Raw genomic sequence first — 24693 nt, 5'->3', positions numbered from 1 at the left:
CACCTCGATAAGGGCGTCCAGGATAGCGCAGGCGGTCCAGGCTTCAGAAGACGCGGAAGCTCTGGAAGACGCTGAAGGCCCAGCCCCAGCGCGCGGGCGAGCCAGGGAACTCATCCCTCCGCGAGGCGACGGTGGCGCCGAGCCTGCCGGTGGGTGTGCGCCACTGGGCCTCGCCCTGCACGAACCAGAAACCGGAGGTGAGGGGGGCAATCGCGGTGCCGCGCACAGCTCTGAGGCGGCCCTGGCCTTCGAGGAACATGGGCAGGCCCAGGTCCACCGTGCGCGTGATGACCTCGCGACCGAAGGCGGGCCCCAGGGGATCGCCGAAGGTCGAGAAGCCTGCGAGGTAGGCGGGCTCGCTGAAGGCGGCTGGGCCGGGCGAAGCCGTCCCGGCATATTCGAGGCCGAGGTCCCAGCGCTCCCAGACCACCTGGAGCCCACCGAGCGTGCGGGCGGGGACCAGCGTGATCGACCGGCTGTCCGGGGCGGCGCTCCGGGAGAGGTGGATCGCCGCGCCCCGGGCCTGGGCGAGGCGGGCCAGAGCAGGGAGCCGGACCTTCAGCTCCGCCAGGGTCATGGTGCGGGCCGCCGAGGCAGGGGCAGCCTGGCCCGCGGATCCCTCGCCGTCCCCCAGGCGGATGGTGCCGAGGCCGGCCTCCACCAGCGTGCCGAACGAGGCCCGGAGCCTCCCTCCGTAGAGCCGGGCCCGCCGGAGATCCTGCCCCCCGGCCTGGGCCGTGATCCGGGCCTCGTGATCGGAGATCCAGGTCGGTATGGGACGATCGGCTTCCAGCAAGCCGGCGAAGACTTCCGCCTGCCACCGCCCGATGGGCAGTGAAGCCTCGGGGGCGCTCAAGGATAGGCGTGGGAAGGACCGTGCGGCATCGCCCAGCAGGTCGCCGCCCGTGAGCCCCGACCCCCAGGCGGACGGCTGCTGCTCCAGGGCCAGGCGCCAGCCGGATTCCCACTGGTAGGCGATGCCCGCGCGGAGGAGGTGGCCGCGCGTCATCCGGCCGTCCCGGAGGCCCAGGGCGGTGGCGGTCACGGACCACCCTCCACTGATGTACCGGCCCTGCAGCCCGACGCCCCAGCCCTGGACCCCATGGCCCAGGCCCTCACCGCCGATCAAGGGGGCGTAGCGGCCCTCTGAGTCGGCCCCGCCCAGGCCCACTTCGAAGGAGGGGAAGGCCAGGGGTGGCAGGGGCTCCTCTCCCGTGACCCAGGTCCGCTGGGCCTGCCGCAAGGCGGTGGCTCCATCTTGGAGCATGGGGGCCTGGGCCAGGGCGCACAGCCCCGACGCAAGACCCAGCGCCGCACTTTTGGATGGCCGGCGTTTCACGGCTCCAGCACCCGGACGGACACGATCTCTGCGCCCAGTTCGAGGTCGTCGAGGATCTTCATGGCCCGATCCAGGTCCTCCACTTCGCCCATGCGGGTGTATCGGCCCGTGAGGTGGGGCGTAGCGTTGGTGGTGATGAAGAACTGGCTGCCGCCGGTGTCCTTGCCGGAGAGCGCCATGCCCACGCTGCCGGGGCCGTACCAGTCGAGGCTGTTCTCGCAGCGCACGGTGTAGCCGGGTCCTCCCTCCATGGAGTCGAAGGGGGAGCCCATCTGCACCACGAAGTCCGGCACCACCCGGGGCACCAGGCGGCCGTCGAAGTAGCCTTTCCTGGCCAGCAGCACCAGGTTGGCGATGTTCATGGGGGCGACGGTGGGATCCAGTTTCAGCGTAATGGCGCGCATTCCGCTGAAGGTGATGCGCAGGCGAACGGGCTTGCCGCGCTCGGCCAGGCGGGCGGCTTCCTTCAGGATGGCTTCGTCGGTCTTCGTGGGGACGGGCGCGGTGGGCCAGGGTGCGGCGGGATCCAGCTTCCGCAGCGCCTGGTGTGCCTCCCACCGGCAGGTCCAGTTGGGATGCTGCAGCCAGGGAAGGAGCTGGGCCTTCTGATCCTCCGGCGCCATCTTCCAGCGGCTGTAGCTCTGGATCAGGGCCTGCTGGGTTTCGAACTGCGTGTCGCTCCAGACGCGCCGGGTGAGCGCCTCAAGATCCGGGGGGGCCGAGGAGAGATCCTCGATGGCGGCCGCCCGGGCGATGGGGTCCTCGCCAGCCAGCATCCACGGCCGCATCCGGTCGGCCTGCTCCGGATTCACCTTCCGATAGACCTTCAACCCGCTGGGTTCGTTCCGCGGGTTCAGGGGGAAGATGTTACCGGCCATGCTCCCGGCCGGAAGGACCTGTTCCATGGCGCGGAGGGCCGCCTCGCGTTGCAGCAGCGGTCCGCGGCCTGCCGCCAGGAAAAGGATCTCCTCCTCCTCCGGGGAGAGACCCGCGCCCAGGCCGTCCAGGAGCCGGCAGCCCTCGGCCAGCAGGAGCTGCTGCCGGGCCGCATCCTTCTGGGCCGATCTCTCCGGGACCTGCACAGCGGCCATCTGCCAGGGGTACTGCAGAGTCATCCGGCCCCAGGCACGAAGGCACTCGAGATGGATCGCCTTCCGTGGCTCCCAGGGCCCCCGGTTCCATGCATCCATCAACGCCAGCACGCTGCCCGGCGTCGTGGGCACCGTCGGCAGCAGCTCCTTCTCCTTCCCGGCCATCACCAGCCGGAGACGGGCCGCCTGAGCACGGACGGGATCCACCTTGCCGGCCTTCTGGAGGGCGTCGAGGAAGGCCTGGAGGGCGGGCGCGACCTCGGCGCCATTCAAGCGCGCTATGGCGAGGGAGGCTTCCAGATGCAGGTGCTTCGGCCAGGTGGCCGCATCGGCGGGGGTCAGCCCCTCAAGGGCCATGAGGGCCCTGGGATGCTTGAGCCGGTTCAGGAAGAACAGGGCCGTGAACCGCGCCTGGGGCGTGCGGGCGTTCCTGGCTTTGCCCTCCCAGGCCTCGACGGTGGGCTTGTCCAGCTCGGGCGGAAGGAGGGCGGGGGTGCCCGGGGCACCGTTGCGCAGGAGCGTCCGTTCCAGGCGGGCCCGATCCGCCGCAGTCAGAGCGGCCTTCTGGGCCTCGGTGAAGGTCACTGGTTGCCGCAACCACTCTGCCTGAATGGCCTCGCGCATGGTGAACTGGGGGGCCTGGGCGGAGGCGGAGGCCGCCGCCAGCGCACAGAACAGCCATTTCTGGAAAGATGGGGGCAAGAGGTTCATGTTGGCTCGCAGAGGAACGGACATTCTACGGGAAGAGCTCGGCCGGCGCGTGGCGGCCGGACACGCGGGGCCTCATGAGGTGTGGATCCGGTGGCCCCGGCAGCTGGGCGATGTGGTCTTCGCGCTTCCCTTCTTCGGATCGCTCCAGGCGGCGTGGAACGCCGAGGCCGCCGCCCTGGGCGTGACCCTGCGTTGGGTGGCCGTGGGCCATGCCATCGGCGCGGCGCTCTTTTCCGAAGCGGCGCCGGAGTTCATCGCGGAATCCGTCATCGAGAGCGGCGGGCAGGGCAAGCCCGACCCCTGGCACCTGCTGCGGCGGTGGCGAAAGGCGCCCCCGGTCTGTGTCATCAACCTGAGCCAGAGCATCCGGCTGGCCCTGGCTGCCTGGATGGCCAGGGTCCCCATCCGGGGCGGCATCTCCGACAACCGCCTGAGCCTGCTCTACACACACCCTTTCAAGTACCGGGATCTGCCCGTCCACCTGGCCCAGCGCTACGAGCCGCTGCTGGAGCTGCTCACGGGCCAGCACCACCTCCAGTGGGTCCGGCTCGGACGGCACAACCTGGGTGGGGCGCAGGGTCCCGAGCTCCTGCGGGCGGCGGGCTGGACCGGAGAACCCTACGTCACGCTGGCCTTCGGGACCCGCGGCCACGTCAAGCGCTGGTTCCCGGAGATGGGAACCTGGCCGGAACTGGCGCGCCTGCTGTCGGCGGAGGGTTTCCGCTGTGTCTGGCTGGGCGGCCCCGACGAGGTGGCCCTGGGCAAGGAGATCGCGGCCCTGGCGCCGGGCTCCCTGGACCTCACGGGGAAGACGAGCCTTCCCGAAGCCTGTGCCATCCAGGAAGCGGCAGCGGGCACTGTGGCCATTGATACCGGCCTGGCCCACACGGCCGCGGCCACGGGCCGGCCCACCATCACTCTGATGGGCCATTCGCCGGAACCCCTGATCGCGCCGGTCGGTCCCATGGCGGTGGCGATCCGGGGCTCGGCGGTGGATTCCTATCCGGGCGAGAGCGAGGGCTTCGAAACCCACGGTTCCGTCGCGCATCGGGTGCATCCCGTGCGTGTGGTGGGTCTGCTCAAGGCCCTCATGGCAGAGGCCCGATCGTGATTCCCGAAGGCGCCCATTGGGTACGGATGCCGAGGTTCATCGGCGACGCGGTGATGATCCACCAGGCCCTGGCGCCCCTCCGGAACCTGGGCCTGCCCCTCGTGGCCTGGGGCCCGGGGAATGTCATGGAGCTCTTTGAAGGCAGTGGTGCCTTCGCGGCCTGCGTGCCCGATCAGGGGCCACCAAGGGCCTGGGACATGGCCAGGCTGCTTCGGGCCTCCCGCGCCCAGGGAGTGATCAACCTGCCCCGCAGCTCCCGGGCCCTGGTGGTCGCCTTCCTCGCCCGGACGCCCCTCCGGGTGGGGTGGAGCGAGGGGGGCGGCCGGATCCTGGCCACGACTAGCCTCCGCTTCAAGGGGCTCGATGGCCACCAGATCCAGCGGTACGGTCACCTGCTCAGCAAGGCCTTTCCGGGCCTTTCCCAGGGAGCGCCGGACCTGTTCCGGCCGCGGCGAGAGGCCTTCGATCAGGCCGCCGCCGTGCGGAAGGAATTGGACGTGCCTGCTCCGTACGTGGTGCTGGCGCTCGGCGCCAAGTACTGGAACAAGCGCCTCGGAACGCCGGTGTTGGTGCGGCTCCTGGATGCGCTGGAGCAGGACGGAATCCCGGCCCTGGTGCTCGGTGGCCCCCAGGAAGAGGACCTGGCCCAGGGGCGGGAGATTCTGGCCCTGCGCCCCCAAGCGAAGGTGGCCTGCGGAAGGACGCTCCTCAGCGCCAGCGCCGCCCTAATGGCGGATGCCCTGGCCGTGGTAGGGAATGACTCCTCCCTGTCGCACCTAGCCGCGGCGAGCGGAACCTGCACCCTGGTGGCCTTCGGCCCCACCCTGCCTGGCGTCACGGCTCCCCAGGGGCCGCAGGTGCGGATCTTTCAGAAGGCTGGGCTGGATTGCCTGGGCTGTATGCGGTTCGACTGCCGGATCCAGACCCACGCCTGCATGCAGGAACTCGAAACGGAGCCGATACTGGAGGTGATCCGGGGCGCGTGGCGCGGGTTCACCGCTGGAGCAGGTTCATCAACCGATCCCGGAACGCGCTAGGGCTCTGCCGCTCTCGCAAGGAAGCCGAGGGGGCCTTCGGCAGGTCGCGAGCCTGCAGGATCGCCTGCGACAGGGCGCCTGGGGCGACATCCGACGGGACATAGGCGGCCACCGGGCCCAGTTCCGGGAAGCTCCCGATGTCCGACAGCACGAGGGGTCGCGCCATGCCCAGCAGCTGGCTCACCACGCCGGAGGATTCCCCATGGTTCGTGGGACGGAGCTGCACCGCCACATGGACCGAGGCCATGAGGGCCTCCAGCTGATCATCGGGGGGCGCATCGTGAACCTCCACCCAGGGGCGTTGGGCTTGAAGCCGATGACGTTTGGCATACCGCCCCGCGCCGTAGCCCGCCAGAATCAGCCGCACGTCCTGGGATGCGGCGAGCTGGTCCATGGCCGCCAGGAGTGTGGCGATACTTTTTCCCTCACTGAGGCCGCCGAAATGTCCCACCCTCAGGGGGCTTTCCTCCGGTTCGGGGTGGGCGCCGCTGGGTGGGGGCAGGGGATGGAACAGGACTTCGATCGGCAGGTCCAGGTCCCCAAGATCCTCCCGCACCTTCTGGGCGCAGTAGTCGCTGTGGACCAGGATGCGCTCGGCGCCGCACAGGAGCGCGAGGGGCCGGATGCCCCGGGGCGTCTGAGGACCCGGCTCCCCGAACAGATCATTCATAGACAAGGGGCACCCGGGGTAATGCTGGCGGTAGAAGGCCATCACGGCCTGGGCGTCCTCGTCGAACCACCCGTTCCAGAAACGGATGGCCTGGGCTTCATGGAGGTTCAGCCAGACGCGCCCCCCCTGGAACTGGGAGGCGGCGCCGAGGGTGGGCACATGGTGGGGGCTGTTGCCTGCTTCCACGATCACGGCCCGATAGGAATCCGGGGGCAGGACCTGGCCCCAGCTCTGGATGGGGAAGAAGCGCTGGCGGGGGGATCCCTTTGTGTGGAACAGGGATTCAAGCGGTTCAAGGGGGAGAGGGGCATAGGCGTCCAGCCGCCAGCGCTCGTCGGCGAAAAACCGGGCGGCAAAGGAGGCGACCCCATTGGGAGTGGGGGGGAGGATGGAGAGCAGGGCCAACCGGGGCAGGCCCGAGTCCGGAATGGAAACCTGCCGGATGGCCCACTGGTCGAGGCGAGGATCCGGAGGGGTCGGATGGAGGCCCGTCATCAGGCGTTTCAAGCCCCGGGCCCAGGGTCTGAGTCGGGTCCGTTCGAAGGTTTTCAGCCAGGACCGCATGGACATCGCCATTCCTTTGAAGCTGGAGGGTCCCAGGTCAGACGGGGCCTTGGAGGTCGCGGAGGGACCGGCCATGCGATTGGGCCTTGAAGTCCCGGTAGGCGAGCCATTCCAGCCAGGCCCGCCGGAACCGGAAGCGGAAGAGGTATTTCTGGATCTGGTAGGCGAGCCGCCGCTGGTTCGAGTGCAGGTGCTCGGGGAAGAACTCCTGGATGAAGAACCAACGGTTCCGCCGATTGTAGTACTCGACCACCGCGCTGCGAAGGCCAGACGAAAGCGACTCCTCGTGCGCCACCACCACACCCGGAAGGGAGGCGAGTGCCCTACCCTTTCGTCGCATAAGCAGTGAGAACGCTACGTCCTCGTAATACAGGAAGTAGTGGGGAGGGATGCCCCCCACCGCCATGGCCTCTACAACATGCATGAACACGGAACAGCCGTTGAGGAAGGTCAGGGGGTCCCGGAGGTGGATTGGGTCGGTCAGCACCTCGGTATGGAACGTGGGAAACACGAGCCGGCCACCGAAGATCATGCGTTTCCCGGTGGATATGGTGGTGCCCCAAAGGCCCACCTCGGGGTGCTCCCGGGCCTGCTCCACCAGGTCGCGGCTTGACCCTTCGAGGAGGAGGGTGTCGTTGTTCAACACCCAGGCGAAAGGTACTTGGTGGCGGACCAGAAGGGCCAGCCCCATGTTGTTGCCGCCGGCGTAACCCAGATTCTCCGGAATCTCCAATAGGCCAATCTGGCCCGCAGCCGGGAGGGCATCGTCTTCCGCCGTCAGCTTCCGGCAGGGAATCCCATGGCTCGCCAGGAGCTCTTCCACAGACCCTGTTGATGATCGGGCATCATTCTCGATCCACAGAATCCGGGTCTCAGGCCCTTCACGAGTCAGGAGGCTTCGGATGCAAGCAAGGGTGGAGTCCGGCTGGTGGTAGTTCAACACCAGGATTCCGACAACGGGGGTGGCAATCCTTGGATCAGCCCCTGTCATCGATGCTCCATGCCGATCTTCGGCGGTGTTCTAGCCATAAACCCGAAACCCTCCCATGATTTTCTTTGGTAGAACAAGAATAGGCTGGTTTCTCGGAGGGTGTCTGTGGACAAAAGATCAGCGATGAAGGGTGTGGTTCTTGCCGGGGGCACGGGTTCGAGGCTGTTCCCGCTGACCAAGGTGACCAACAAGCACCTGCTTCCGGTGGGGATGGCCCCCATGATCTGGCACCCGCTGTGGAAGCTCCAGGAGGCCGGGATCGAGGAGATCCTCATCGTCACGGGCACCGAGCACATGGGCGACGTGGTGGCGCTGATGGGCTCCGGCAAGGACTTCGGCTGCCGCTTCACCTACAAGGTGCAGGACGAGGCGGGCGGCATTGCCCAGGCGCTGGGCCTGGCGGAGAACTTCGCGGGCGGCTCGCCCATCTGCGTGATCCTGGGCGACAACATCTTCCAGGACAGCCTGAAGCCCGAGGCCGAAGCCTTCGAGAAGCAGGGGCAGGGGGCCCGCATCCTGCTGAAGCCCGTGGAGGACCCCCAGCGCTACGGCGTGGCCGAGGTGAGAGACGGCAAGGTGCTGGGCATCGAGGAGAAGCCCAAGCAGCCGAAGTCCAACCTCTCGGTGACCGGCATCTACTTCTACGATGCCACCGTGTTCGACATCATCCGCACCGTGAGGCCCTCGGGCCGCGGCGAGATGGAGATCACGGACGTGAACAACGCCTACATCGCCAAGGGCCAGCTGAGCTTCGGCACCTTCCAGGGCTGGTGGACCGACGCGGGCACCTTCCCGAGCCTGGCCCACGCCAACGAGCTGGCCATCCGGGAGGCCACGCCCTTCCCGCAGGCGAACGGCAGGAGCTAGGCATGACATTCCAGAAAGGCCCCATCGAGGGCGTGGTGATCACCTCCTTCCGCAAGTTCGTGGATGAGCGCGGCTGGCTGGCGGAGATCTTCCGGCACGACGAGCTGCCCGCCTGGTTCCGCCCCGAGATGTCCTACGTGAGCGTCACGAACCCTGGCGTGCTGAGGGGCCCCCACGAGCACGTGGACCAGGCGGACCTCTTTTGCTGGGTGGGTCCCGGCGACTTCAAGCTCACGCTCTGGGACAACCGCCCGGACAGCCCCACCTACCGGAACCGCATGGAAGTGGCCATGGGCGTGAACAACCCCGGCTCCGCCATCATCCCCAAGGGTGTCGTCCACTGCTACCGCTGCATCAGCGCCGAGCCCGGCTTCGTCATCAACTGCCCGGACCGCCTGTTCATGGGGCAGGGCAAGGCTGAACCCATCGACGAGATCCGCCACGAGGACGATCCCGAGAACCCGTTCGTGAAGGACGAACTGGCGCGTCGGGTGCACGCCTGATGCGCGTCCTCGTCACCGGCGCCTCGGGCCAGCTGGCCCACGCCATCCGGCAGGTCTGGTCGGACCATGACTTGGTACTGCCTGAGGAAGCCATCCTCGATCTCAGCCAGCAGTCTGCCATCCATTCGGTGGTGTCCAGCGTTCGCCCGGAGGTGGTGATCAACTGCGGCGCCTTCACCCAGGTGGACCGCTGCGAGTCCGAGCCGGAGCTGGCCCAGGAGATCAATGCCACCGCCGTGGGCTGGCTGGCGGAGGCCTGCGAGGCCCAGAAGGCCATGCTGATCCAGATCAGCACGGACTACGTCTTCGACGGCACGGGCACGCGCCCCTACCGGGAGGACGACCCCACGAACCCGGTGTCGGTGTACGGCCGCACCAAGCTGGAGGGCGAGCGCCAGGCCGCCCGCTGCTCCCGGCACCTCATCGCCCGCACCAGCTGGCTCTACGACGCCTGGGGCAAGAACTTCCTGAACACCATGCTGAACGCCGCCGCCCAGGGCCGGGTTCTGCGTGTGGTGGACGACCAGCGGGGCGCCCCCACCACCTGCCGGGCCCTGGCTCGCCAGCTCAAGGTGGCCGCCGAGCAGGGCTGGCAGGGTCTCGTGAATACCACCTGCGCCGGCGAGACCACCTGGCACGGCTTTGCCCAGGCCATTTTCAAGGGCCGTGGCATTGCCGCCGACCTCCACCCCTGCACCACCGCCGACTACCCCACTCCCGCCCAGCGCCCGGCCTATTCCGTCCTGGATGGCGCCCACCGCCGCAGCCTTGGTCCCGACCTCATGCCCGAGTGGGAAGCCGCTCTCCGGGAAGTGATCCAACGACCCGTGCTGTGATCGAGCCCTTCTTTCCTCAGTGTTTACCTCCCCTGTCTTCCGTGTCTCCCTGGTGAATCCCCATGTCTGAAACCATCCTCATCACCGGCGGTGCGGGCTTCATCGGCAGCAACCTGGTCCACCGCTGGCACCGCAACCACCCGCAGGACCGCATCCTGGTGCTGGACAGGCTCACCTATGCAGCGGATCCCAAGCAGATCAAAGGCCTCGATCGAGTGGAACTGGTGGTCGGCGATATCCAGAACCTGGAACTGGCCCGGTACCTCATCGAGAAGCACCGCATCGCGAAGGTCTTCCACCTGGCGGCGGAAAGCCACGTGGACCGCAGCATCTCGGGCCCCGCTGAGTTCATCCAGACCAACCTGGGCGGCACCTTCGCCATGCTGGAAGCCGCCCGTCAGGCCTGGGCTGGCCAGAAGGACTGCCGGTTCCTGCACATCAGCACGGACGAGGTCTACGGTTCCCTGGGCGAGGAGGGCAAGTTCTGTGAAACCATGGCCTACGCCCCCAACAGCCCCTACAGCGCCAGCAAGGCCGGCAGCGACCACCTGGTGCGGGCCTACCACCACACCTACGGCCTGAACGTCGTCACCACCAACTGCTCCAACAACTACGGTCCCCGCCAGCACCCGGAAAAACTCATTCCCCTGGCCATCACCCGCATGGCCAAGGGTGAGCCCATCCCCATCTACGGGGACGGGATGAACATCCGCGATTGGCTCTATGTCGAGGACCACTGCGCGGCCCTGGAGGCCGTCATGCTGAAAGGCATGGCCGGCGAGACCTACTGCGTGGGCGGCGACAACGAGCAGACCAACCTCGCCCTGGTGGACCTGCTCTGCGACCTCGTCGACCAGCACCTGGGCCGCCCCCAGGGCACCAGCCGCAAGCTCAAGACCTTCGTCCAGGACCGCGCCGGGCATGATCGGAGATACGCCATCGATGCAAGCCGGATCCAGTCGGAATTGGGTTGGAATCCGGAAACTGGCTTCCAGGTCGGCCTGGCGAGGACTGTGGGGTGGTACCTGCAGCAAGCGATTACGGGAGATACGGCATGCTGAAGTGGGTGTTGCGTAAGCTCTTGGCTGGAGATTTTAGGAATCTTGAGCGCCAGATCCGAGCCCAGGGAGAAGAGTTGGATGCCCTCCGATCGCGGATGGATCTTGACCCAAGCCTCGTGCGGGCCTTTCATCAGACCCGGGTCACAGAGGCTTATCTAAGTGCGTACGACGAAGTGGAGCCTCTCGTAAGCGTATGCGTGGCAACTTACAACCGAGCGGCGCTACTGACCGAGCGATGTCTTGCGTCCATTCTCACGCAGACATATCACAATCTAGATGTGGTGGTAGTGGGCGATGCCTGCACCGATGACACACCCGAGCGGGTCGCTGCCCTCGGAGATTCCAGAATCCGTTTCGAGAATTTGCCTACCCGGGGGAGTTACCCCCAGGATCCCGATCGGAGGTGGATGGTGGCTGGAACCATTCCAATCAACCGGGCCCTGGAGTTGGCCAAGGGGAGGTTCATCACGCACTTGGATGACGATGATTCAGTGCCGGCTGATCGTATTGCCAAATTGGTGGCCTACATCAAGGAGACTCAAGCCGATCTCCTTTGGCATCCCTTCGAATACGAGACCGCTAAAGGGAAATGGCGTGTCAATTCTGCTCTCGAATTTCGGAAAGCACAGGTGACCACCTCTTCCGTGTTCTACCATGAGTGGCTGAAGAACATCCCCTGGGACCTGGATGCCCACCAATATCTCGAGCCGGGAGATTGGAACCGATTCCGGAAAATTCAATGGATAGGCGCAAGAGTCGCCAGGCACCCCGACCTGCTGCTGCGCCACTTCAAGGAACGGAACAACTCCCAATGACCGATCGAATTCCCTTCCTCCGCCCTTCACTGGTGCCGAGCCAGTCCTACTTTGGCCTGCTGCAGCGGATTGACTCAACGCATCTCTATTCCAACTATGGGCCTCTCTGCACGGAATTTGAAGCTCGGGTAATCGCCGAGGCCTATGATGGTGCCGGATCCTTGTGCACAGTCAACAACGCCACCATCGGCCTTGTGCTTGCCATCCAGCAGTCGCGTCGACCGGGCCGGTATGCGGTGATGCCGAGTTTCACCTTTGCCGCCACACCCCTTGCTGCCCAGTGGGCCGGCCTTGATCCCTACTTCGTGGATGTTGATCCGGAGACCTGGTGCCTGGACCCGATCAAACTTCAAGAAGCCTTGGATCATCTAGGGGAGGAGATTGCTGTGGTGGTGCCATATGCCACCTTCGGCACCGGCTTGGACTTGAAGTTCTATGCCGAACTTCATCGCTCAAGTGTTCCCGTGGTGGTGGATGCCGCCGCCAGCTTTGGCACCCAGGTGGATGGTGAGTGGTACGGGAAAGGATTTCCTGGATTCGTGGTTTTCAGCTTCCATGCCACCAAAGCCTTCGGCATCGGAGAAGGCGGAGCCGTCTACAGCGCAGACACCGTTGCCCTGCAGCGACTGAGGCGCGCCGGCAATTTCGGATTTGGGGCCGACCGCGCATCTTGTGATCAAGGGCTGAACAGCAAAATCAGCGAGTACACCGCGGCCATAGCCTTGGCTACTTGGGAGGCCTATCCCGAGAAGGTAAGTCGCCGACGGGCGATCCATGACTCCTATGAAACCGAACTGGCTGCTCTCAACTTGGGCGAAGTGGGTTGGCAGACTCAGAAGGTTCGGGGAGCTGTCCCGTTCCAGTTCATGCCGCTCCTCTCCCCTGAGGGTGTCCTGAACCGGCAGGTGGTGGATCGACTGTCAGATCTGGGTGTTGAGTGCCGCACTTATTTCAGCCCAGCCTGCCACCAGCAGCCACAGTTTTCCGGCTGTCCCCACGCAGGTCTAGAGGTGACCGAGAGCCTCTCCCGTCGAATTTTGAGTCTGCCCTTGTGGGAGGGGATGACCTCGGCACATGTTGAGCGAATCTTGCGGGGAATCACGGGATGAGCAGGAACCTGATCATCTGGGGTTGCGGAGGGCATGGCCGTGAAGTAAGCCATCTCTGCGAACAAATCGGAATCGAGGTGGTGGGGTTCCTGGATGAAAGACCCCATATGAAAGGGGTCGTAGTCGATGGCGTGCCGGTGCTGGGCGACATCACGGACATCCTGCCACTTCGAGGCAAGGTTCCGGTTTTCTGTGGCGGTGTAGGGGACCCCGCTTTGAAGCGCCATTTCTTTGAGAAATCGATGGATTCAGGATTTGGACTGGCTTCGGCACTTATACATCCGGGCGTCTACCTCTCGAAGCGCTCGCATATCGGACCCGGAACCATGGTCGCCGAGGGTTGCATCCTGACTGTGAACGTGGATGTCGATGCCCATGTGACTCTGAATCGCAGTGTCAACCTGGGGCACGACGTGAGGATTGGAAAGTTCGCCACCCTTTCTCCGGGCGTGGTGGTGAGCGGAAATGTGGATGTCGGAGAGGGCGCCTACTTGGGAACAGGGTGCATCATTCGAGAAAAGATTCAGATTGGCGCCTGGTCTGAGGTGGGCGGCGGCGCCTTCGTGGCCAAACCCGTCATCAGCAGGACTCTAGTGGTGGGAGTCCCCGCCGCATTCAAGAAGGACCTTTAATGGGGCTCATGCGCAAGGTCCGTCATGCTGCCCGGGATCACTGGCCAGTAGTGGCTGCTAGGTGCTTCTTCTGGCTGAAGGTTTTCCTCCATCGCATAGGGCCCCGACGGGGACTGAAGCGATTACACGTGGGGTGTGGACGTAACCGATTTGAAGGTTGGATCAACGCTGACATTGATCCCAGGGCCGAACTCGTCATCTTCCTGGAGCGGCGCCTCCCCTTCTCAGACGGTGCCCTCGTTCGGATCTACTCGGAGCATGTGCTGGAGCATGTGCCCTACGCCACCGGCTTAGCTTTCCTCAAGGAGGCACACCGGACGTTGCAGAAGGGCGGTGTGCTGCGTATTGCCATGCCAGACCTCCAGGAGTTGGTCGCTGGCTATCATTTGGAAGATTGGAGAACCCGTCTGGATTGGGTCCGGTGGCCCGAATACGCATTCATCAGGACACGCGCCGAGATGATCAATATCGGCTTCCGGTGGTGGGGCCACCAACACCTTTATGATCGAGAAGAATTGGAGCGTGTGTTGCGCGAAGCAGGATTTCAGCAGATATCCTTCCCGGCCAACCTGGAGAGTGATCATGTAGACCTGCGGGGGCTGGAAACCCGTAAGGACAGTCTTCTCGTGGCCGAAGCCATCCGATGAAGAAGCGCTCCCGTCGGTTATTCACCTGTCTGATGGACCTTTTCGCCTGCGGAGTCCTGCACGCTCAAGTCGTTCCAGGATGGTCAGGGGCCGTTCCTTTGGGAGCAGATCAGCCTGGAGGCGGTTGGTTGGGGGCAAGCCTTTGGAGTGCCGATAAACACGGCCCACCGGCTCCCTTCGTCCAATCCCTGGGGCTTGGGAATGCGCTGACCGGGAATGGTGCCTCCTTCTCCGTGGGCTGGAAGGCCGGAGCATGGGATCTGGCTCTTCGTACCATTGCCTTCAGGTCCGCGGATGGATCTGGTCGATTGGAATTGGACCGCGGGCACATTCAGTTCCAAAGCTCGGGTGGTTGGCGCTATTCCCTGGAACAGGAGCCAATCGTATGGGGCTACGGGTTGAATGGTGGCTACCTGTTGGGGGAAGCCGGCCGGGCCTTCCCTAAGCTTCACTTGACAAGCCCCATGGCACCGCGATGTTGGTTCTCCGTGCCTTTGGGCAGATGGAGGGGTGAATTTTTCGTCGGGCGCCTGGAAAACCAAAGGAAGCTGCCAGAGAACCTGCAGGACCCCTCCTATCGCAGCCGTTTCATCGCAAAAACGGGAGATCCCCAACGCCCCTTTCTCTCAGGTTTTCGTGCAGAAGCCGTCTTCGGTGACAATGTAGAGTTCTACCTGAACTGGATTAATTTATTTGGAGGCATCGAGGATGGTGTCGACATCACTCGCGGCTATGGCCTAGGGGACTACCTGACGGCCATGACCGGGGGCAAAGACACCCTCATCGAAAATGGTTCCGACATGAGCCAGCCTCAATCAGGCTTGAAGAACAGGAAGGCCAGAAGCGCGTCCAATTCCGATGTGGGAATGCGGATCCGGTTTACCTTTCTCGAAGATATGCTGCGGGCCCGGGATGTTCGCTTGTACGTCAGCCGGGGATCAAAGGCTGTGAACAATGTCACCTTCGGGCTGATCGCCCACCGGCCGGGATACTATCTTGGAAAGGATCTGAATGCGGACTGGAGGGCGCTGGTGAATATCTCGCCCTCGAACATCTGGCATCGCACTTATCGATATACCGCACCCAGCCCCCAGGTCCCCAACGACACCATCGGGATCCTCATGGATTGGCCGCGCTGGAAGGTTGGACTGGAATACATCGATACCGTCAATGCCCGCAGCCAGTTCGACAACCGGGGTGTGGAAGGGGGGCACAGATCCTTCACTCACTGGGATTATAAATCCGGATTCTATTTCGAAGGCGATGCTCTCGGGTCCGCTCTCGGCGGAGAGGCCCGCTACGGAACCATTCACGTACATTGGTGCCCGACGCAAGAATGGCGAGTCCTTCTCTGGCTGCACGCAGGGGACCGCCCCTTTCGGGATGTGCTTACAGATTGGTTGCTGGATCATCCTGGTAAGGCGCCGGTGCGCAATCGATTCAGCGGGCTTCAAACGGTGGTCGAGCAGCACGGACCCTCGGGAAGGCTACTGCGGTTGGGGTTCAGCACCCAGCGGCAATCCGCCGTCCTGAATGAGCAAGGATTGGCTGGTATTGGATTCCGCTGGTTCACCGAGCTGGGATGGACCTGGTCCAGGCTTCCCTAGTCAGCCCTGAACAAGACGAAGAACTAGGTCAGGGACACGATGCATGATGTACGTCCGACACTCCTGCCGCATCGAACCGGAGAAGGTCGCCTCGATTCTCTTCCCCCCCTTCTCAGGCGCGTCCAAGACCACGACCTCAGTCCCGATGAGGCCACGCTCATGCAGCATCTGGAACAACTTCGGCCGGGCTCGGCGGCCAGCCTCTGGTTCTTATGGCAGGCCAAATCCTCGGTGTGTCTTGGACCTGCATCATTTTCCATCCGGATGATGCGACTCATGCGGGTTTCGCTTTCAAGCATCCGAGCGATATAGGCACGAGCGGCGACGGCTGGCGGAAGGTGCGGGTTGATATACCCATCAGGGTCGCTGTATCTACAATATCCATGGGGGCGGACGGTACCGGTATTATGAAAACGATGCTCTTCGATTCCCCATCCTCTTTCGGCCGCGCCTTCCGCATCCTCACCTTCGGCGAAAGCCACGGGGCCGCGGTGGGCGTGGTGATGGATGGCGTGAAACCGGGGCTGCCCTTCGACCTGGAGGCCATCCAGAAGGAGCTGGATCGGCGGCGCCCGGGCCAGTCGGACCTGGTGACGCCGCGGAACGAGGGGGATCGGGTACAGGTACTCAGCGGCGTCTTCGAGGGCCGGACCACGGGCCATCCCATCGCGCTGGCGGTGTTCAACCAGAACCAGCGGAGCGGCGACTACAAGGCCATCACAAACCTCTTTCGGCCCGGCCATGCGGACCTCACCTATGACCGCAAGTACGGGATCCGCGACCCCCGGGGCGGCGGACGCAGCAGCGGCCGGGAAACTTTGGCGCGGGTGGCGGCCGGCGCCTGGGCCAAGCAGCAGCTCGTCGACCTGGGTGTGACGGTGCGTGGGTTCAACCGGGAGATCGCCGGCATCGCCGGCACCGTGGTGGATTGGAGCTTCGTGGAAGCCAATCCGCTCCGGGTGGCGGATCCCGGAACCTTCCCGGCCCAGCGCTCGGCCGTGGAATCCGCCCTGGCCGAAGGCGACAGCGTGGGGGGGGTCTGCGAGGTGTGGATCGAGGGCCTGCCTGTGGGACTGGGTGATCCGGCCTTCGGCAAGCTGGATGGCCTGCTGGCCCTGGCCTGCATGTCCATCGGCGCCGTGAAGGGCGTGGAACTGGGGGCGGGCTTCGAGAGTGCCCGACGGCGCGGCAGCGAGAACAACGATCCACTGGGCCCCGAAGGGCCCCTCAAGAACGACGCGGGCGGCACCCTGGGGGGGATCAGCACCGGCGCCCCCGTGGTGGTGCGCCTGGCGGTCAAGCCCACCAGCTCGATCTCCAAGGTCCAGAAGACCATCGACCGCGAAGGGCATGCCGCCGACATCTCCACCAGGGGGCGCCACGATCCCTGCATCGCCCCGCGCATCGTGCCCGTGGCCGAAGCCATGTGCGCCCTGGTGATCTACGACGCCTGGCTCACCCAGCAGGCCCTCCGGGAGGGCTCGGTGGCGCCGGCGGCGGAGTGGGACTGGGGCGCCCTGGAGGCGCTGTTCCCAAGCTGACTTGATTGTGATGACCGCCACGTTCCCGGTCGCATGACGAACTGATGACCTTGCCCTCTCCGGGCCAATTGACAATCGGATCCGATATGGAACCCGTTCTCCTCAGCTTCCACGCTCCCATCCACGACCTGGACCTGGTGGCCCAGCACGTGGTCCGGGACGGCGTGCCCGCGCGCCTCCGGGAGTGGCAGCGTGCTTCCGGCGCGCGGGAGCTCGTCTACCTGGCCACCTGCCAGCGGGTGCTCTGGATGGTCTGGGGTGGCGACCCCGGATCCCTGAACCCCGGGCCGGGCGTTCGCCGCTACGAAGGGGAAGAGGCCTGGGTGCACCTGCTGGCCATGTCCGCCGGCCTGGAATCCGCCAACCTGGGAGACCGGGAAATCCCCGGACAGATGAAGGATGCCCTCGAAGCGGCCCGCCAGGTGGGCGTGGCCGGTGACGAGGCCCAGGCTGTCTTCGAGGACGTGATCCGGGAGGGGCAGCGCCTGCGGGCGCGGCTGGGGCTGGCCGACGGGAACGTCAGCGTCGCCACGGTGGCCCTCAAGCATCTGTGCGAGGGGCTTCCGGAAGGCTCCTCCATCGCGCTGGTGGGCGTCGGCCCCATGACCCAGTACCTGGCCGAGCGCCTGCCGGAGCGCGGCTTCAAGGTCTCCGTGGCCAACCGCACCAAGGGCAAGGCCCACGACCTGGCGGATCCCCTGGGCCTTGCGGTGGTGGACCTGCCCCAGCTCCAGCGGGACCCCGCCGGCTTCCAGGCCATCGTGAGCGCCACCGCCGCTCCGGAACCGATCTTCACCCTGGATGCCTGGCAGACCCTCAAGCGCCCCATCCTCCGCATCCTCGACCTGGCCCTGCCCCCGGATTCTGAGCCCGGCCTCGAGCAGCTGCCCTGGGTCCACCGCGTGGACCTCTCCGCCTTTCTGGCCCAGACCGCCACGGCGCGGGCCCAGCGGGCCGAGGCGGCCACCAAGGCCGAGGCCTTCCTCGTGGGCGCCGCCGGCCGGCTGCGCCACCGGGCCCATGCCCGGGGCCACAAGCGCCACCTGGCCAGCGCCCAGGAGCGCCTGGATTCGGCCTGGGGCGCCCTGGAGGCCGAGGTGAAGGCGCTGGAGGACTCCATGCAGGGGCTGGACGAGGCCCAGCGCGAGGCCCTCAAGGAGATCCTGACCCGCGGCCGTACCCTGGCCTTCCGGGCCCTGATCCAGACCCACCCCAAACCCACCCCGAATGCAGAGGCGGACCAGCCATGAAGCACGTGACCGTCGCCACCCGCGGATCCGCTCTGGCCGTGGGCCAGGCCGAGCCCCTGGTGAGGTTCCTGGAATCGAAGGGCTACGAGGTCTCGTGGCGCAAGTTCTCCACCTCCGGCGACCAGTGGCTGCAAGGGCCCCTGGACAAGCAGGTGGGCGGCGGGTTCTTCACCAAGGAACTGGAAGACGCCATGGCTGCGGGGGCCGCCGACCTCCTCATCCACAGCCTCAAGGACGTGTCCCTGGAGCGGCCCGCGGGCATCGTCTCGGCCTGCATCCCCAAGCGGGAGGATCCCTCCGACTGGCTGGTGATGCGCCCCGACGCGCCCGAGGACCTCACCATCGGCACCAGCGCCGTGCGCCGGGAGCGGGTCCTGAGCCAGCTGTTCCCCAAGGCCCGCTTCACCTGGATCCGCGGCAACGTGCAGACCCGCCTCCAGCGGGTGAGGGATGGGGTCCTGCGCGAGGCGCCCCTCCACGCGACCCTGCTGGCCGCCGCGGGCTTGAAGCGCCTGGGGCTGGACCTGGCGGGCCTCACCGTGCGGCCCCTGACGCCGGAAGAGCTGCCCTCGGCACCAGGGCAGGGGGCTCTCCTGGCGGAGGCGCGGGCGGACCGTCCCGACCTGATCGAGGCCCTGGCAGAACTCCACGACACCATGACCGCCCGCTGCGTCACCCTCGAGCGCCGGGTGCTGGCCGGCATCGGCGGGGGCTGCCAGCAGCCCCTGGGCGCCCTGGCAACCCCCCAAGCGGACGGCAGCCTGCTGCTTCGGGCGGCCTATGCGCCAGATGGGGAACTCCGCCGGGCCGAGGCCCGGGGCACGGATGACGCTCTCCTCCTGAAGACCGTCCTCCAGGGCATCGGCCTCTCATGACCGCGGCGGTTCCGCTCCCGCGCCTGGCCCTGGCCCGGCCCGCCCAGCACCCGCTGGCGGACACCGCGCGCAAGGCGGGCTGGGAGCCTGTGCCGTACGCGTTCACCAGCCTCAAGATCACCTCCAACCCGCCCCCGATGCCTTTCGAGGCTGTCAGCGCCTTCGTGGCCCTGAGCCCGGCTGGGGCCAAGGTGGCGGCCCCCGCCCTCCCGGGTGGGATGGTCTGCCTGCTCCAGGGCGCCGGTACGGCGGATGCGCTGGGCCGCGAGGACCTGGAGATCCATCTTCCCGCCGAAGCCAGGGCCGAGGCACTTTGGAGCCTTCTGCAGACCCGGTATCCCGGGGGTGGCGACTTCATCCTGGCCCGGGGCGAGCGGAGCCGGGAGTTCCTCGAGGTGGTGGCCAGGGGGACGGACTGGCGGATCCACCCCTGGGTGACCCACCGCGAGGTCGCGCAGGATCCCTTCCCGGCCCTGCCAGAGGTGGAGGGGGTCCTGGCCCTGAGCCCGCTGCAGGCGGAGATCCTGGCTCCCATCGCCCATGCCGTGCAGCGCTTCGCCTGGGGCGAGGCCACGGCCCAGGCCTTCGCGCGGGCCGGGGCGCCCGCCCACGCCTACTGCGAACCGAAGCCCGGCCTGCTCTGGGCCATGCTCGCGCAACACCTGAACAAGGAGGAGTCCCCATGCTGAACCGCTCCCGCCGCCTCCGCACCAGCGCCGCCATGCGCAACCTGGTCGCCGAAACGGACCTCCGCCCGCGCCATCTCATCCAGCCCCACTTCGTGGTGCCCCAGGCCGGCAGCACCGAGATCGCCAGCATGCCGGGCATCGTCAACGCCGGCGTGGAGGAGACGCTGCGCCAGGTGGAGAAGGACCTGAAGAAGGGCCTCTCCAGTGTGCTGCTCTTCGGTGTGCCGGACGATACCTCCAAGACGCCCGATGCCCGCTACGCCTGCGACCACAACGGCGTGGTGCCCGTGGCCGTGAAGGCGCTGAAGAAGGCCTTCGGCTCGGACCTCATCGTCATGACGGACGTCTGCCTCTGCGGCTGCACCAGCCATGGCCACTGTGGCCTGGTGGACGAGAACGGCGTGGTGCAGAACGACGAGACCCTGCCCATCCTGGCGGAGATGGCCCTTCGGCACGCCGAGGCGGGCGCCGACGTGGCCTCCCCCAGCGACATGATGGACGGCCGGGCCGGCGCCATCCGCGAGCTCCTGGACAAGAACGGCTTCACCCAGACCAGCATCCTCTGCTACGCCATCAAGCACTCCGGCGCCTACTACGGACCCTTCCGCGAGGCCGCCCACAGCAGCCCCAAGTTCGGCGACCGCAAGACCTACCAGATGGACCCCCGCAACGCCCGCGAAGGCCTGCGCGACGCGCTGCTCGACATCGAGGAGGGCGCGGACATGCTCATGGTCAAGCCCGCCCTGCCGAACCTGGACCTCATCTGGCGCCTCCGCCAGGCCACGCTGGCGCCCATCTGCGCCTACCACGTGTCCAGCGAGTTCAGCAGCGTCAAGGCCGCCGACCGCCTCGGCTGGGTGAACGGGGACCAGCTGATGTACGAGCACCTCATCGCCATCCGGCGCGCCGGCGCCGACATGATCGTCACCTACGCCGGCCGCGAGGCCGTGGAGAAAGGCTGGATCTCGTGAGCAACGACACCCTCTTCCAGGAAGCTCTCACCCACTTCCCCGGTGGCGTCTCCAGCCCCGTGCGGGCCTTCCGGGCCGTGGGCGGCACGCCCAAGTTCTTCAAGAAGGCCTCGGGCGCCTGGTTCGAGGACGAGGACGGCCAGCGCTTCCTCGACCTCTGCATGTCCTGGGGCCCGCTGATCCTGGGCCACGCCCACCCCGACATCCTGGCGGCCGTGACCGAGTCCATGCAGGAGGGCCTCACCTTCGGCGCCCCCAGCCGCCGCGAGCTGGCCCTGGCCCGCAAGATCAAGGAGATGGTGCCCTTCGTGGAGAAGATGCGCTTCGTGTCCTCGGGCACGGAAGCCGTCATGTCCGCCCTGCGCGCCGCCCGCGGCTTCACGGGCCGGGACCGCATCCTGAAGTTCGAGGGCTGCTACCACGGCCACAGCGATGGCCTGCTGGTGAAGGCCGGTTCCGGCCTCGTCACCTTCGGCGCCCCCACCAGTGCCGGCGTGCCCAAGGGCATCGCCGAACTGACCTCGGTGGTGACGCTGGACGACCTGGAGACCCTGGAGCGCACCTTCGCGGAGATCGGGAACGAGCTGGCCGCAGCCATCATCGAGCCCATCCCCGCCAACAACGGCCTGCTGCTCCAGCGTCCCGAGTTCCTCAAGCGCCTGCGCGAGCTCTGCACCCAGTACGGCGTGGTCCTCATCTTCGACGAGGTCATCAGCGGCTTCCGCGTGGCCCCCGGCGGCGCGGCGGAGCGCCTGGGCATCACGCCGGACCTGGCCACCTACGGCAAGATCATCGGCGGCGGCATGCCCGTGGGCCTCTACGGCGGTCGCAAGGACATCATGGGCGTGGTCGCGCCGGACGGACCGGTCTACCAGGCGGGCACGCTGTCGGGCAACCCCGTGGCCATGGCCGCCGGCCTCGCCACCATGGAGAAGCTGACGCCCGCCTTCTACGCGGGACTGGAAGCCAACGCCGCCAAGTGGGCCGCGGCCTTCGAGACCATCCCCGGCCTCCACTGCCCCCGCTACGGCAGCCTGCTCTGGCCCCTGTTCCAGGACGGCGTCCGCCGCAGCGACGCGGTGAAGGGTGAGGCCATCAGCACCTTCAACCGCCTGCACAAGGCCCTGCTGGGCCAGGGCGTCTACCTGCCGCCCAGCGGCTACGAAGTGGCCTTCCTCGGCGCCGCCCACGGCGAGCCCGAGCTGGCCCACTTCCAGCAGGCCGTGGCCGCCGTGGCCAAGGATTTCGCCTGATGTTCCGGGGCGCGGGCGGACGATTCGCCGGCGCCTCCGTGGTTTTCTGTGATGACATATACCCGGTGATGTGATGACCCAGCCCCTCCTCCGCGTCCTGAACGGCGAAGCCCTCGACAAGCCCCCGGTGTGGTTCATGCGCCAGGCCGGGCGCTTCCTGCCGGAGTACCGCGAGGTGCGGGCCAAGGTCACGTTCGAGCAGCTGCTCAACGACTCGGACCTGGCCGCGGAGGTGACGCTGCAGCCCATCCGGCGGTTCCCGCAGATCGATGGCGCGATCATCTTCAGCGACATCCTGGTGATCCTGGATGCCCTGGGCTGCGAGGTGACGATCCCCGAGGGCGGGCCCCGCATCGGCAAGACACTGGACCAGATCGACATCAACCGACCCCTGGACGAGAAGGTCTTCGAGCCGGTCTGCAATGCCATCCGCAAGGTGAAGGCGAACCTGCCCGAGAAGGTCACGATGCTCGGTTTCGCCGGGGCCCCCTGGACCCTGCTGGCCTACGGCATCGAAGGGAAGGGCAGCAAGAGCTGGGCGAAGGCCAAGGCCTTCATCCACCAGAATCCCGTGCTGGCCCAGAAGTGGATGGACAAGCTCGCGGACGCCGCGGCCCGCCTGCTCAACCTGCACATCGAGGCCGGCGCCCAGGGCGTGCAGCTCTTCGACACCTGGGCCGGTGAGCTGGACGCCGACGACTACGCGACCTTCGCCCTGCCTTCCGTGGAGCGCACGCTTTCCCAGGTGACGGCCGCGCCCACGCTATTCTTCGCCCGCACCGGCTACCTGCCGGATTCATTGAACAACCTGCCCTGCAAGGGCCTGGCCGTGCCCTGGCAGGTGCCCATCAGCGAGGCCCGGCGCCGCTTCCCCAAGATGGTGCTCCAGGGCAACCTCGATCCCGTGGCCCTGCTGGCAGGCGCCGACACGGCCAAGCGGAAGGCCCGGGCCATCGTGGATGCCATGAAGGGCCACCCCCACATCTTCAATCTGGGCCACGGGCTTACGCCCGAGACCGACCCCGCGGTGGTGGCCGCCGTCCTTGACGAGGTGAAGGCATGAACCAGCTCGCCGATCTCATCCGCCGCTACGACCGTCCTGGCCCGCGCTACACCGGCTATCCCATGCCGCCGGTCTGGTCGGACGACTTCCCGGAGCCCGAGGTCCTCTCGGCCCTAGAACGGGCCAACGCCCGGAAGGACGAGGCCCTGTCGCTCTACCTGCACATTCCGTTCTGTCCCCGGCGCTGCGCCTACTGCGGCTGCAACGTGGTGGTGAGCCCCCAGTACGATCCCGTGGAGGCCTACCTGGCGGCAGTGACCAAGGAGCTGGACCTGGTCTGCTCCCGCCTGAAGGACCGCCGCAAGGCCCTGCAGCTGCACTGGGGCGGCGGCACGCCCACCTACCTGAACGCGGCGGACCTCAAGCGCACCTTCAACCTGTTCAAGGAGCGCTTCGAGTTCCAGCCCGGGGCCGAGATCGCCATCGAGGTGGATCCCACCTTCCTGGAGCCGGACCAGTTGCCGGCCCTGCGCGAGATGGGCTTCAACCGCGTCTCCTTCGGCGTGCAGGACCTGGACGAGAACGTGCAGGCCCTCATCACCCGCGGCCAGACCTGGGACCACACCCTCACGGCCATGCGCCAGTGCCGGGACCTGGGCTTCGAAGGCGTGAACCTGGACCTGGTCTACGGCCTGCCGGGCCAGACCATGGACACCTTCCGCCGCACGCTGGAATCCACGCTGGAGCTGTCGCCGGACCGCATGGCCATCTACGGGTTCGCCTATCTGCCCAGCATCATGCCCTTCCAGCGCAGCATCCCGGCGGAGACGCTGCCCACGCCCGAGCTGCGCCTGGACCTGCTGCTGCTGGCCTCGGACATCCTCGAGAAGGCGGGCTACGTGGCCATCGGCATGGACCACTTCGCCCATCCCGACGATCCCATGGCCAAGGCCGTGCTGGAGGGGAAGCTCATCCGCAACTTCATGGGCTACGCCGTGAAGGCGGGTACGGACCTGGTGGGCTTCGGCCCCAGCGCCATCTCCAACGTGGCCGGCGTGTATGCCCAGAACGAGAAGATCCTCGCCAAGTGGGAGCGCAGCATCACGGACGGCCATCTGGCGGTCCACAAGGGCCACCGCCTGTCCGAGGACGATGAGCTCCGCCGCTGGGTGATCCACCACCTCATGGGCCACTTCGAGCTGAAGTGGGACGACCTGAAGCAGCGCTTCGGCGTGGACGGCCCGGTGCTCTTCGCCGATGCCGTGGCCCAGTTGCAGGAGGAAGTGCCGCAGGGCACCGTGGAAGTCCGTCCCGAGGGCGTCTTCATCACCGATCTGGGCCGCCGCTTCGTCCGCAACCTGGTGCAGCCCTTCGACGCCTACCTGGCAAAGCTCAGCGCCAAGACGCCTTTTTCCAGGACGGTGTGACGCAGTCCATTGAATAGCTGACCCAAAGGCCTACATTCAAGAGTGTGGAGACCCGCCCGCCCGGGCCTTGGCTCCGCAGCCGATGGCCTCTCC

Annotated in this window: 23 protein-coding genes; 19 read left to right on the top strand and 4 right to left on the bottom strand. The window is 66.5% G+C overall.

All coding sequences use genetic code 11. The features are described from left to right. Nucleotides 1-43 precede the first annotated feature (43 nt). Both QSJ30_RS06370 and QSJ30_RS06365 read right to left on the bottom strand, forming a co-directional pair. The gene (locus QSJ30_RS06370; RefSeq protein WP_285607581.1) at nucleotides 44-1339 is read right to left on the bottom strand and encodes a hypothetical protein; all 1296 of its coding nucleotides are present in this window, start codon (nucleotides 1337-1339) and stop codon (nucleotides 44-46) included. Continuing rightward, on the bottom strand, nucleotides 1336-3141 hold the full coding sequence (locus QSJ30_RS06365; RefSeq protein WP_285607580.1) for a peptidylprolyl isomerase: 1806 nt from the start codon (nucleotides 3139-3141) through the stop codon (nucleotides 1336-1338). Before QSJ30_RS06365 ends, QSJ30_RS06370 begins: the two co-directional genes overlap by 4 nt. A gap of 79 nt (nucleotides 3142-3220) precedes the next feature. Between QSJ30_RS06365 and QSJ30_RS06360 the strand changes: the two genes are divergently transcribed. After that, nucleotides 3221-4252 carry a glycosyltransferase family 9 protein gene (locus QSJ30_RS06360; protein WP_285607578.1) on the top strand — a complete coding sequence of 344 codons (1032 nt, stop codon included), beginning with the start codon at nucleotides 3221-3223 and terminating at the stop codon, nucleotides 4250-4252. A 26-nt stretch (nucleotides 4253-4278) separates the two neighbouring features. Further along, nucleotides 4279-5289 carry a glycosyltransferase family 9 protein gene (locus tag QSJ30_RS06355; RefSeq protein WP_285607576.1) on the top strand — a complete coding sequence of 337 codons (1011 nt, stop codon included), beginning with the start codon at nucleotides 4279-4281 and terminating at the stop codon, nucleotides 5287-5289. Here the strand turns inward: QSJ30_RS06355 and QSJ30_RS06350 are convergent. Both QSJ30_RS06350 and QSJ30_RS06345 read right to left on the bottom strand, forming a co-directional pair. After that, a complete protein-coding gene (locus tag QSJ30_RS06350; protein ID WP_285607575.1) occupies nucleotides 5246-6529 on the bottom strand; it encodes a glycosyltransferase in 1284 nt (427 codons plus the stop codon). The genes QSJ30_RS06355 and QSJ30_RS06350 overlap by 44 nt on opposite strands. A gap of 31 nt (nucleotides 6530-6560) precedes the next feature. Then, on the bottom strand, nucleotides 6561-7514 hold the full coding sequence (locus tag QSJ30_RS06345) for a glycosyltransferase family protein (RefSeq protein ID WP_285607573.1): 954 nt from the start codon (nucleotides 7512-7514) through the stop codon (nucleotides 6561-6563). A gap of 123 nt (nucleotides 7515-7637) precedes the next feature. Between QSJ30_RS06345 and QSJ30_RS06340 the strand changes: the two genes are divergently transcribed. The 17 genes from QSJ30_RS06340 to hemN all read left to right on the top strand — a co-directional run bounded on the left by QSJ30_RS06340 (nucleotide 7638) and on the right by hemN (nucleotide 24600). Beyond that, on the top strand, nucleotides 7638-8381 hold the full coding sequence (locus QSJ30_RS06340) for a sugar phosphate nucleotidyltransferase (protein ID WP_420798772.1): 744 nt from the start codon (nucleotides 7638-7640) through the stop codon (nucleotides 8379-8381). 2 nt (nucleotides 8382-8383) lie between these two features. Further along, nucleotides 8384-8884, top strand: coding sequence for a dTDP-4-dehydrorhamnose 3,5-epimerase family protein (locus tag QSJ30_RS06335; protein WP_285607569.1), 501 nt, complete (start codon nucleotides 8384-8386; stop codon nucleotides 8882-8884). Continuing rightward, entirely contained in the window at nucleotides 8884-9720 is an 837-nt protein-coding gene (gene rfbD / locus QSJ30_RS06330; protein ID WP_285607567.1) for a dTDP-4-dehydrorhamnose reductase, read from the top strand. Before QSJ30_RS06335 ends, rfbD begins: the two co-directional genes overlap by 1 nt. 62 nt (nucleotides 9721-9782) lie before the next feature. Continuing rightward, the gene (rfbB, locus tag QSJ30_RS06325; RefSeq protein WP_285607565.1) at nucleotides 9783-10781 is read left to right on the top strand and encodes a dTDP-glucose 4,6-dehydratase; all 999 of its coding nucleotides are present in this window, start codon (nucleotides 9783-9785) and stop codon (nucleotides 10779-10781) included. Then, on the top strand, nucleotides 10775-11596 hold the full coding sequence (locus QSJ30_RS06320) for a glycosyltransferase family 2 protein (RefSeq protein ID WP_285607563.1): 822 nt from the start codon (nucleotides 10775-10777) through the stop codon (nucleotides 11594-11596). Before rfbB ends, QSJ30_RS06320 begins: the two co-directional genes overlap by 7 nt. Beyond that, a complete protein-coding gene (locus QSJ30_RS06315) occupies nucleotides 11593-12705 on the top strand; it encodes an aminotransferase class I/II-fold pyridoxal phosphate-dependent enzyme (protein ID WP_285607561.1) in 1113 nt (370 codons plus the stop codon). The genes QSJ30_RS06320 and QSJ30_RS06315 overlap by 4 nt, the downstream gene beginning before the upstream one ends. Continuing rightward, nucleotides 12702-13337 carry an acetyltransferase gene (locus tag QSJ30_RS06310; RefSeq protein ID WP_285607559.1) on the top strand — a complete coding sequence of 212 codons (636 nt, stop codon included), beginning with the start codon at nucleotides 12702-12704 and terminating at the stop codon, nucleotides 13335-13337. The genes QSJ30_RS06315 and QSJ30_RS06310 overlap by 4 nt, the downstream gene beginning before the upstream one ends. Then, nucleotides 13337-13984 carry a class I SAM-dependent methyltransferase gene (locus QSJ30_RS06305; RefSeq protein WP_309559873.1) on the top strand — a complete coding sequence of 216 codons (648 nt, stop codon included), beginning with the start codon at nucleotides 13337-13339 and terminating at the stop codon, nucleotides 13982-13984. The genes QSJ30_RS06310 and QSJ30_RS06305 overlap by 1 nt, the downstream gene beginning before the upstream one ends. After that, complete coding sequence (locus QSJ30_RS06300) at nucleotides 13981-15591, top strand: capsule assembly Wzi family protein (RefSeq protein WP_285607554.1); 1611 nt, start codon at nucleotides 13981-13983, stop codon at nucleotides 15589-15591. Before QSJ30_RS06305 ends, QSJ30_RS06300 begins: the two co-directional genes overlap by 4 nt. A gap of 407 nt (nucleotides 15592-15998) precedes the next feature. Continuing rightward, nucleotides 15999-17132 (top strand): chorismate synthase, encoded by a 1134-nt coding sequence (aroC, locus tag QSJ30_RS06295; RefSeq protein WP_285607552.1) that lies wholly within the window; start codon nucleotides 15999-16001, stop codon nucleotides 17130-17132. 86 nt (nucleotides 17133-17218) lie between these two features. Continuing rightward, entirely contained in the window at nucleotides 17219-18382 is a 1164-nt protein-coding gene (locus QSJ30_RS06290; RefSeq protein ID WP_285607550.1) for an NAD(P)-binding domain-containing protein, read from the top strand. Beyond that, nucleotides 18379-19257 carry a hydroxymethylbilane synthase gene (hemC, locus tag QSJ30_RS06285; protein ID WP_285607548.1) on the top strand — a complete coding sequence of 293 codons (879 nt, stop codon included), beginning with the start codon at nucleotides 18379-18381 and terminating at the stop codon, nucleotides 19255-19257. Before QSJ30_RS06290 ends, hemC begins: the two co-directional genes overlap by 4 nt. After that, nucleotides 19254-19946, top strand: coding sequence for a uroporphyrinogen-III synthase (locus tag QSJ30_RS06280; protein ID WP_285607547.1), 693 nt, complete (start codon nucleotides 19254-19256; stop codon nucleotides 19944-19946). The genes hemC and QSJ30_RS06280 overlap by 4 nt, the downstream gene beginning before the upstream one ends. Next, entirely contained in the window at nucleotides 19940-20917 is a 978-nt protein-coding gene (hemB, locus tag QSJ30_RS06275; protein ID WP_285607545.1) for a porphobilinogen synthase, read from the top strand. The genes QSJ30_RS06280 and hemB overlap by 7 nt, the downstream gene beginning before the upstream one ends. After that, a complete protein-coding gene (gene hemL / locus QSJ30_RS06270) occupies nucleotides 20914-22170 on the top strand; it encodes a glutamate-1-semialdehyde 2,1-aminomutase (protein WP_285607544.1) in 1257 nt (418 codons plus the stop codon). Before hemB ends, hemL begins: the two co-directional genes overlap by 4 nt. A 73-nt stretch (nucleotides 22171-22243) precedes the next feature. Then, entirely contained in the window at nucleotides 22244-23233 is a 990-nt protein-coding gene (gene hemE / locus QSJ30_RS06265) for a uroporphyrinogen decarboxylase (RefSeq protein WP_285607543.1), read from the top strand. Further along, nucleotides 23230-24600 (top strand): oxygen-independent coproporphyrinogen III oxidase, encoded by a 1371-nt coding sequence (gene hemN, locus QSJ30_RS06260; RefSeq protein WP_285607542.1) that lies wholly within the window; start codon nucleotides 23230-23232, stop codon nucleotides 24598-24600. Before hemE ends, hemN begins: the two co-directional genes overlap by 4 nt. Nucleotides 24601-24693: the final 93 nt, after the last annotated feature.

This window comes from Geothrix edaphica (assembly GCF_030268045.1).
Lineage (GTDB): Bacteria > Acidobacteriota > Holophagae > Holophagales > Holophagaceae > Geothrix > Geothrix edaphica.
Note: the sequence above shows the minus strand (reverse complement) of the source record. Positions and strands in the feature narration are given on the sequence as shown.

Coding starts and splice junctions, on each gene's coding strand:
- QSJ30_RS06365 (WP_285607580.1), bottom strand. CDS start 3,141: ATGAACCTCTTGCCCCCATCTTTCCAGAAATGGCTGTTCTGTGCGCTG.
- QSJ30_RS06355 (WP_285607576.1), top strand. CDS start 4,279: ATGCCGAGGTTCATCGGCGACGCGGTGATGATCCACCAGGCCCTGGCG.
- QSJ30_RS06350 (WP_285607575.1), bottom strand. CDS start 6,529: ATGTCCATGCGGTCCTGGCTGAAAACCTTCGAACGGACCCGACTCAGA.
- QSJ30_RS06345 (WP_285607573.1), bottom strand. CDS start 7,514: ATGACAGGGGCTGATCCAAGGATTGCCACCCCCGTTGTCGGAATCCTG.
- QSJ30_RS06340 (WP_420798772.1), top strand. CDS start 7,638: ATGAAGGGTGTGGTTCTTGCCGGGGGCACGGGTTCGAGGCTGTTCCCG.
- QSJ30_RS06335 (WP_285607569.1), top strand. CDS start 8,384: ATGACATTCCAGAAAGGCCCCATCGAGGGCGTGGTGATCACCTCCTTC.
- rfbD (WP_285607567.1), top strand. CDS start 8,884: ATGCGCGTCCTCGTCACCGGCGCCTCGGGCCAGCTGGCCCACGCCATC.
- rfbB (WP_285607565.1), top strand. CDS start 9,783: ATGTCTGAAACCATCCTCATCACCGGCGGTGCGGGCTTCATCGGCAGC.
- QSJ30_RS06320 (WP_285607563.1), top strand. CDS start 10,775: ATGCTGAAGTGGGTGTTGCGTAAGCTCTTGGCTGGAGATTTTAGGAAT.
- QSJ30_RS06315 (WP_285607561.1), top strand. CDS start 11,593: ATGACCGATCGAATTCCCTTCCTCCGCCCTTCACTGGTGCCGAGCCAG.
- QSJ30_RS06310 (WP_285607559.1), top strand. CDS start 12,702: ATGAGCAGGAACCTGATCATCTGGGGTTGCGGAGGGCATGGCCGTGAA.
- QSJ30_RS06305 (WP_309559873.1), top strand. CDS start 13,337: ATGGGGCTCATGCGCAAGGTCCGTCATGCTGCCCGGGATCACTGGCCA.
- QSJ30_RS06300 (WP_285607554.1), top strand. CDS start 13,981: ATGAAGAAGCGCTCCCGTCGGTTATTCACCTGTCTGATGGACCTTTTC.
- aroC (WP_285607552.1), top strand. CDS start 15,999: ATGAAAACGATGCTCTTCGATTCCCCATCCTCTTTCGGCCGCGCCTTC.
- QSJ30_RS06290 (WP_285607550.1), top strand. CDS start 17,219: ATGGAACCCGTTCTCCTCAGCTTCCACGCTCCCATCCACGACCTGGAC.
- hemC (WP_285607548.1), top strand. CDS start 18,379: ATGAAGCACGTGACCGTCGCCACCCGCGGATCCGCTCTGGCCGTGGGC.
- QSJ30_RS06280 (WP_285607547.1), top strand. CDS start 19,254: ATGACCGCGGCGGTTCCGCTCCCGCGCCTGGCCCTGGCCCGGCCCGCC.
- hemB (WP_285607545.1), top strand. CDS start 19,940: ATGCTGAACCGCTCCCGCCGCCTCCGCACCAGCGCCGCCATGCGCAAC.
- hemE (WP_285607543.1), top strand. CDS start 22,244: ATGACCCAGCCCCTCCTCCGCGTCCTGAACGGCGAAGCCCTCGACAAG.
- hemN (WP_285607542.1), top strand. CDS start 23,230: ATGAACCAGCTCGCCGATCTCATCCGCCGCTACGACCGTCCTGGCCCG.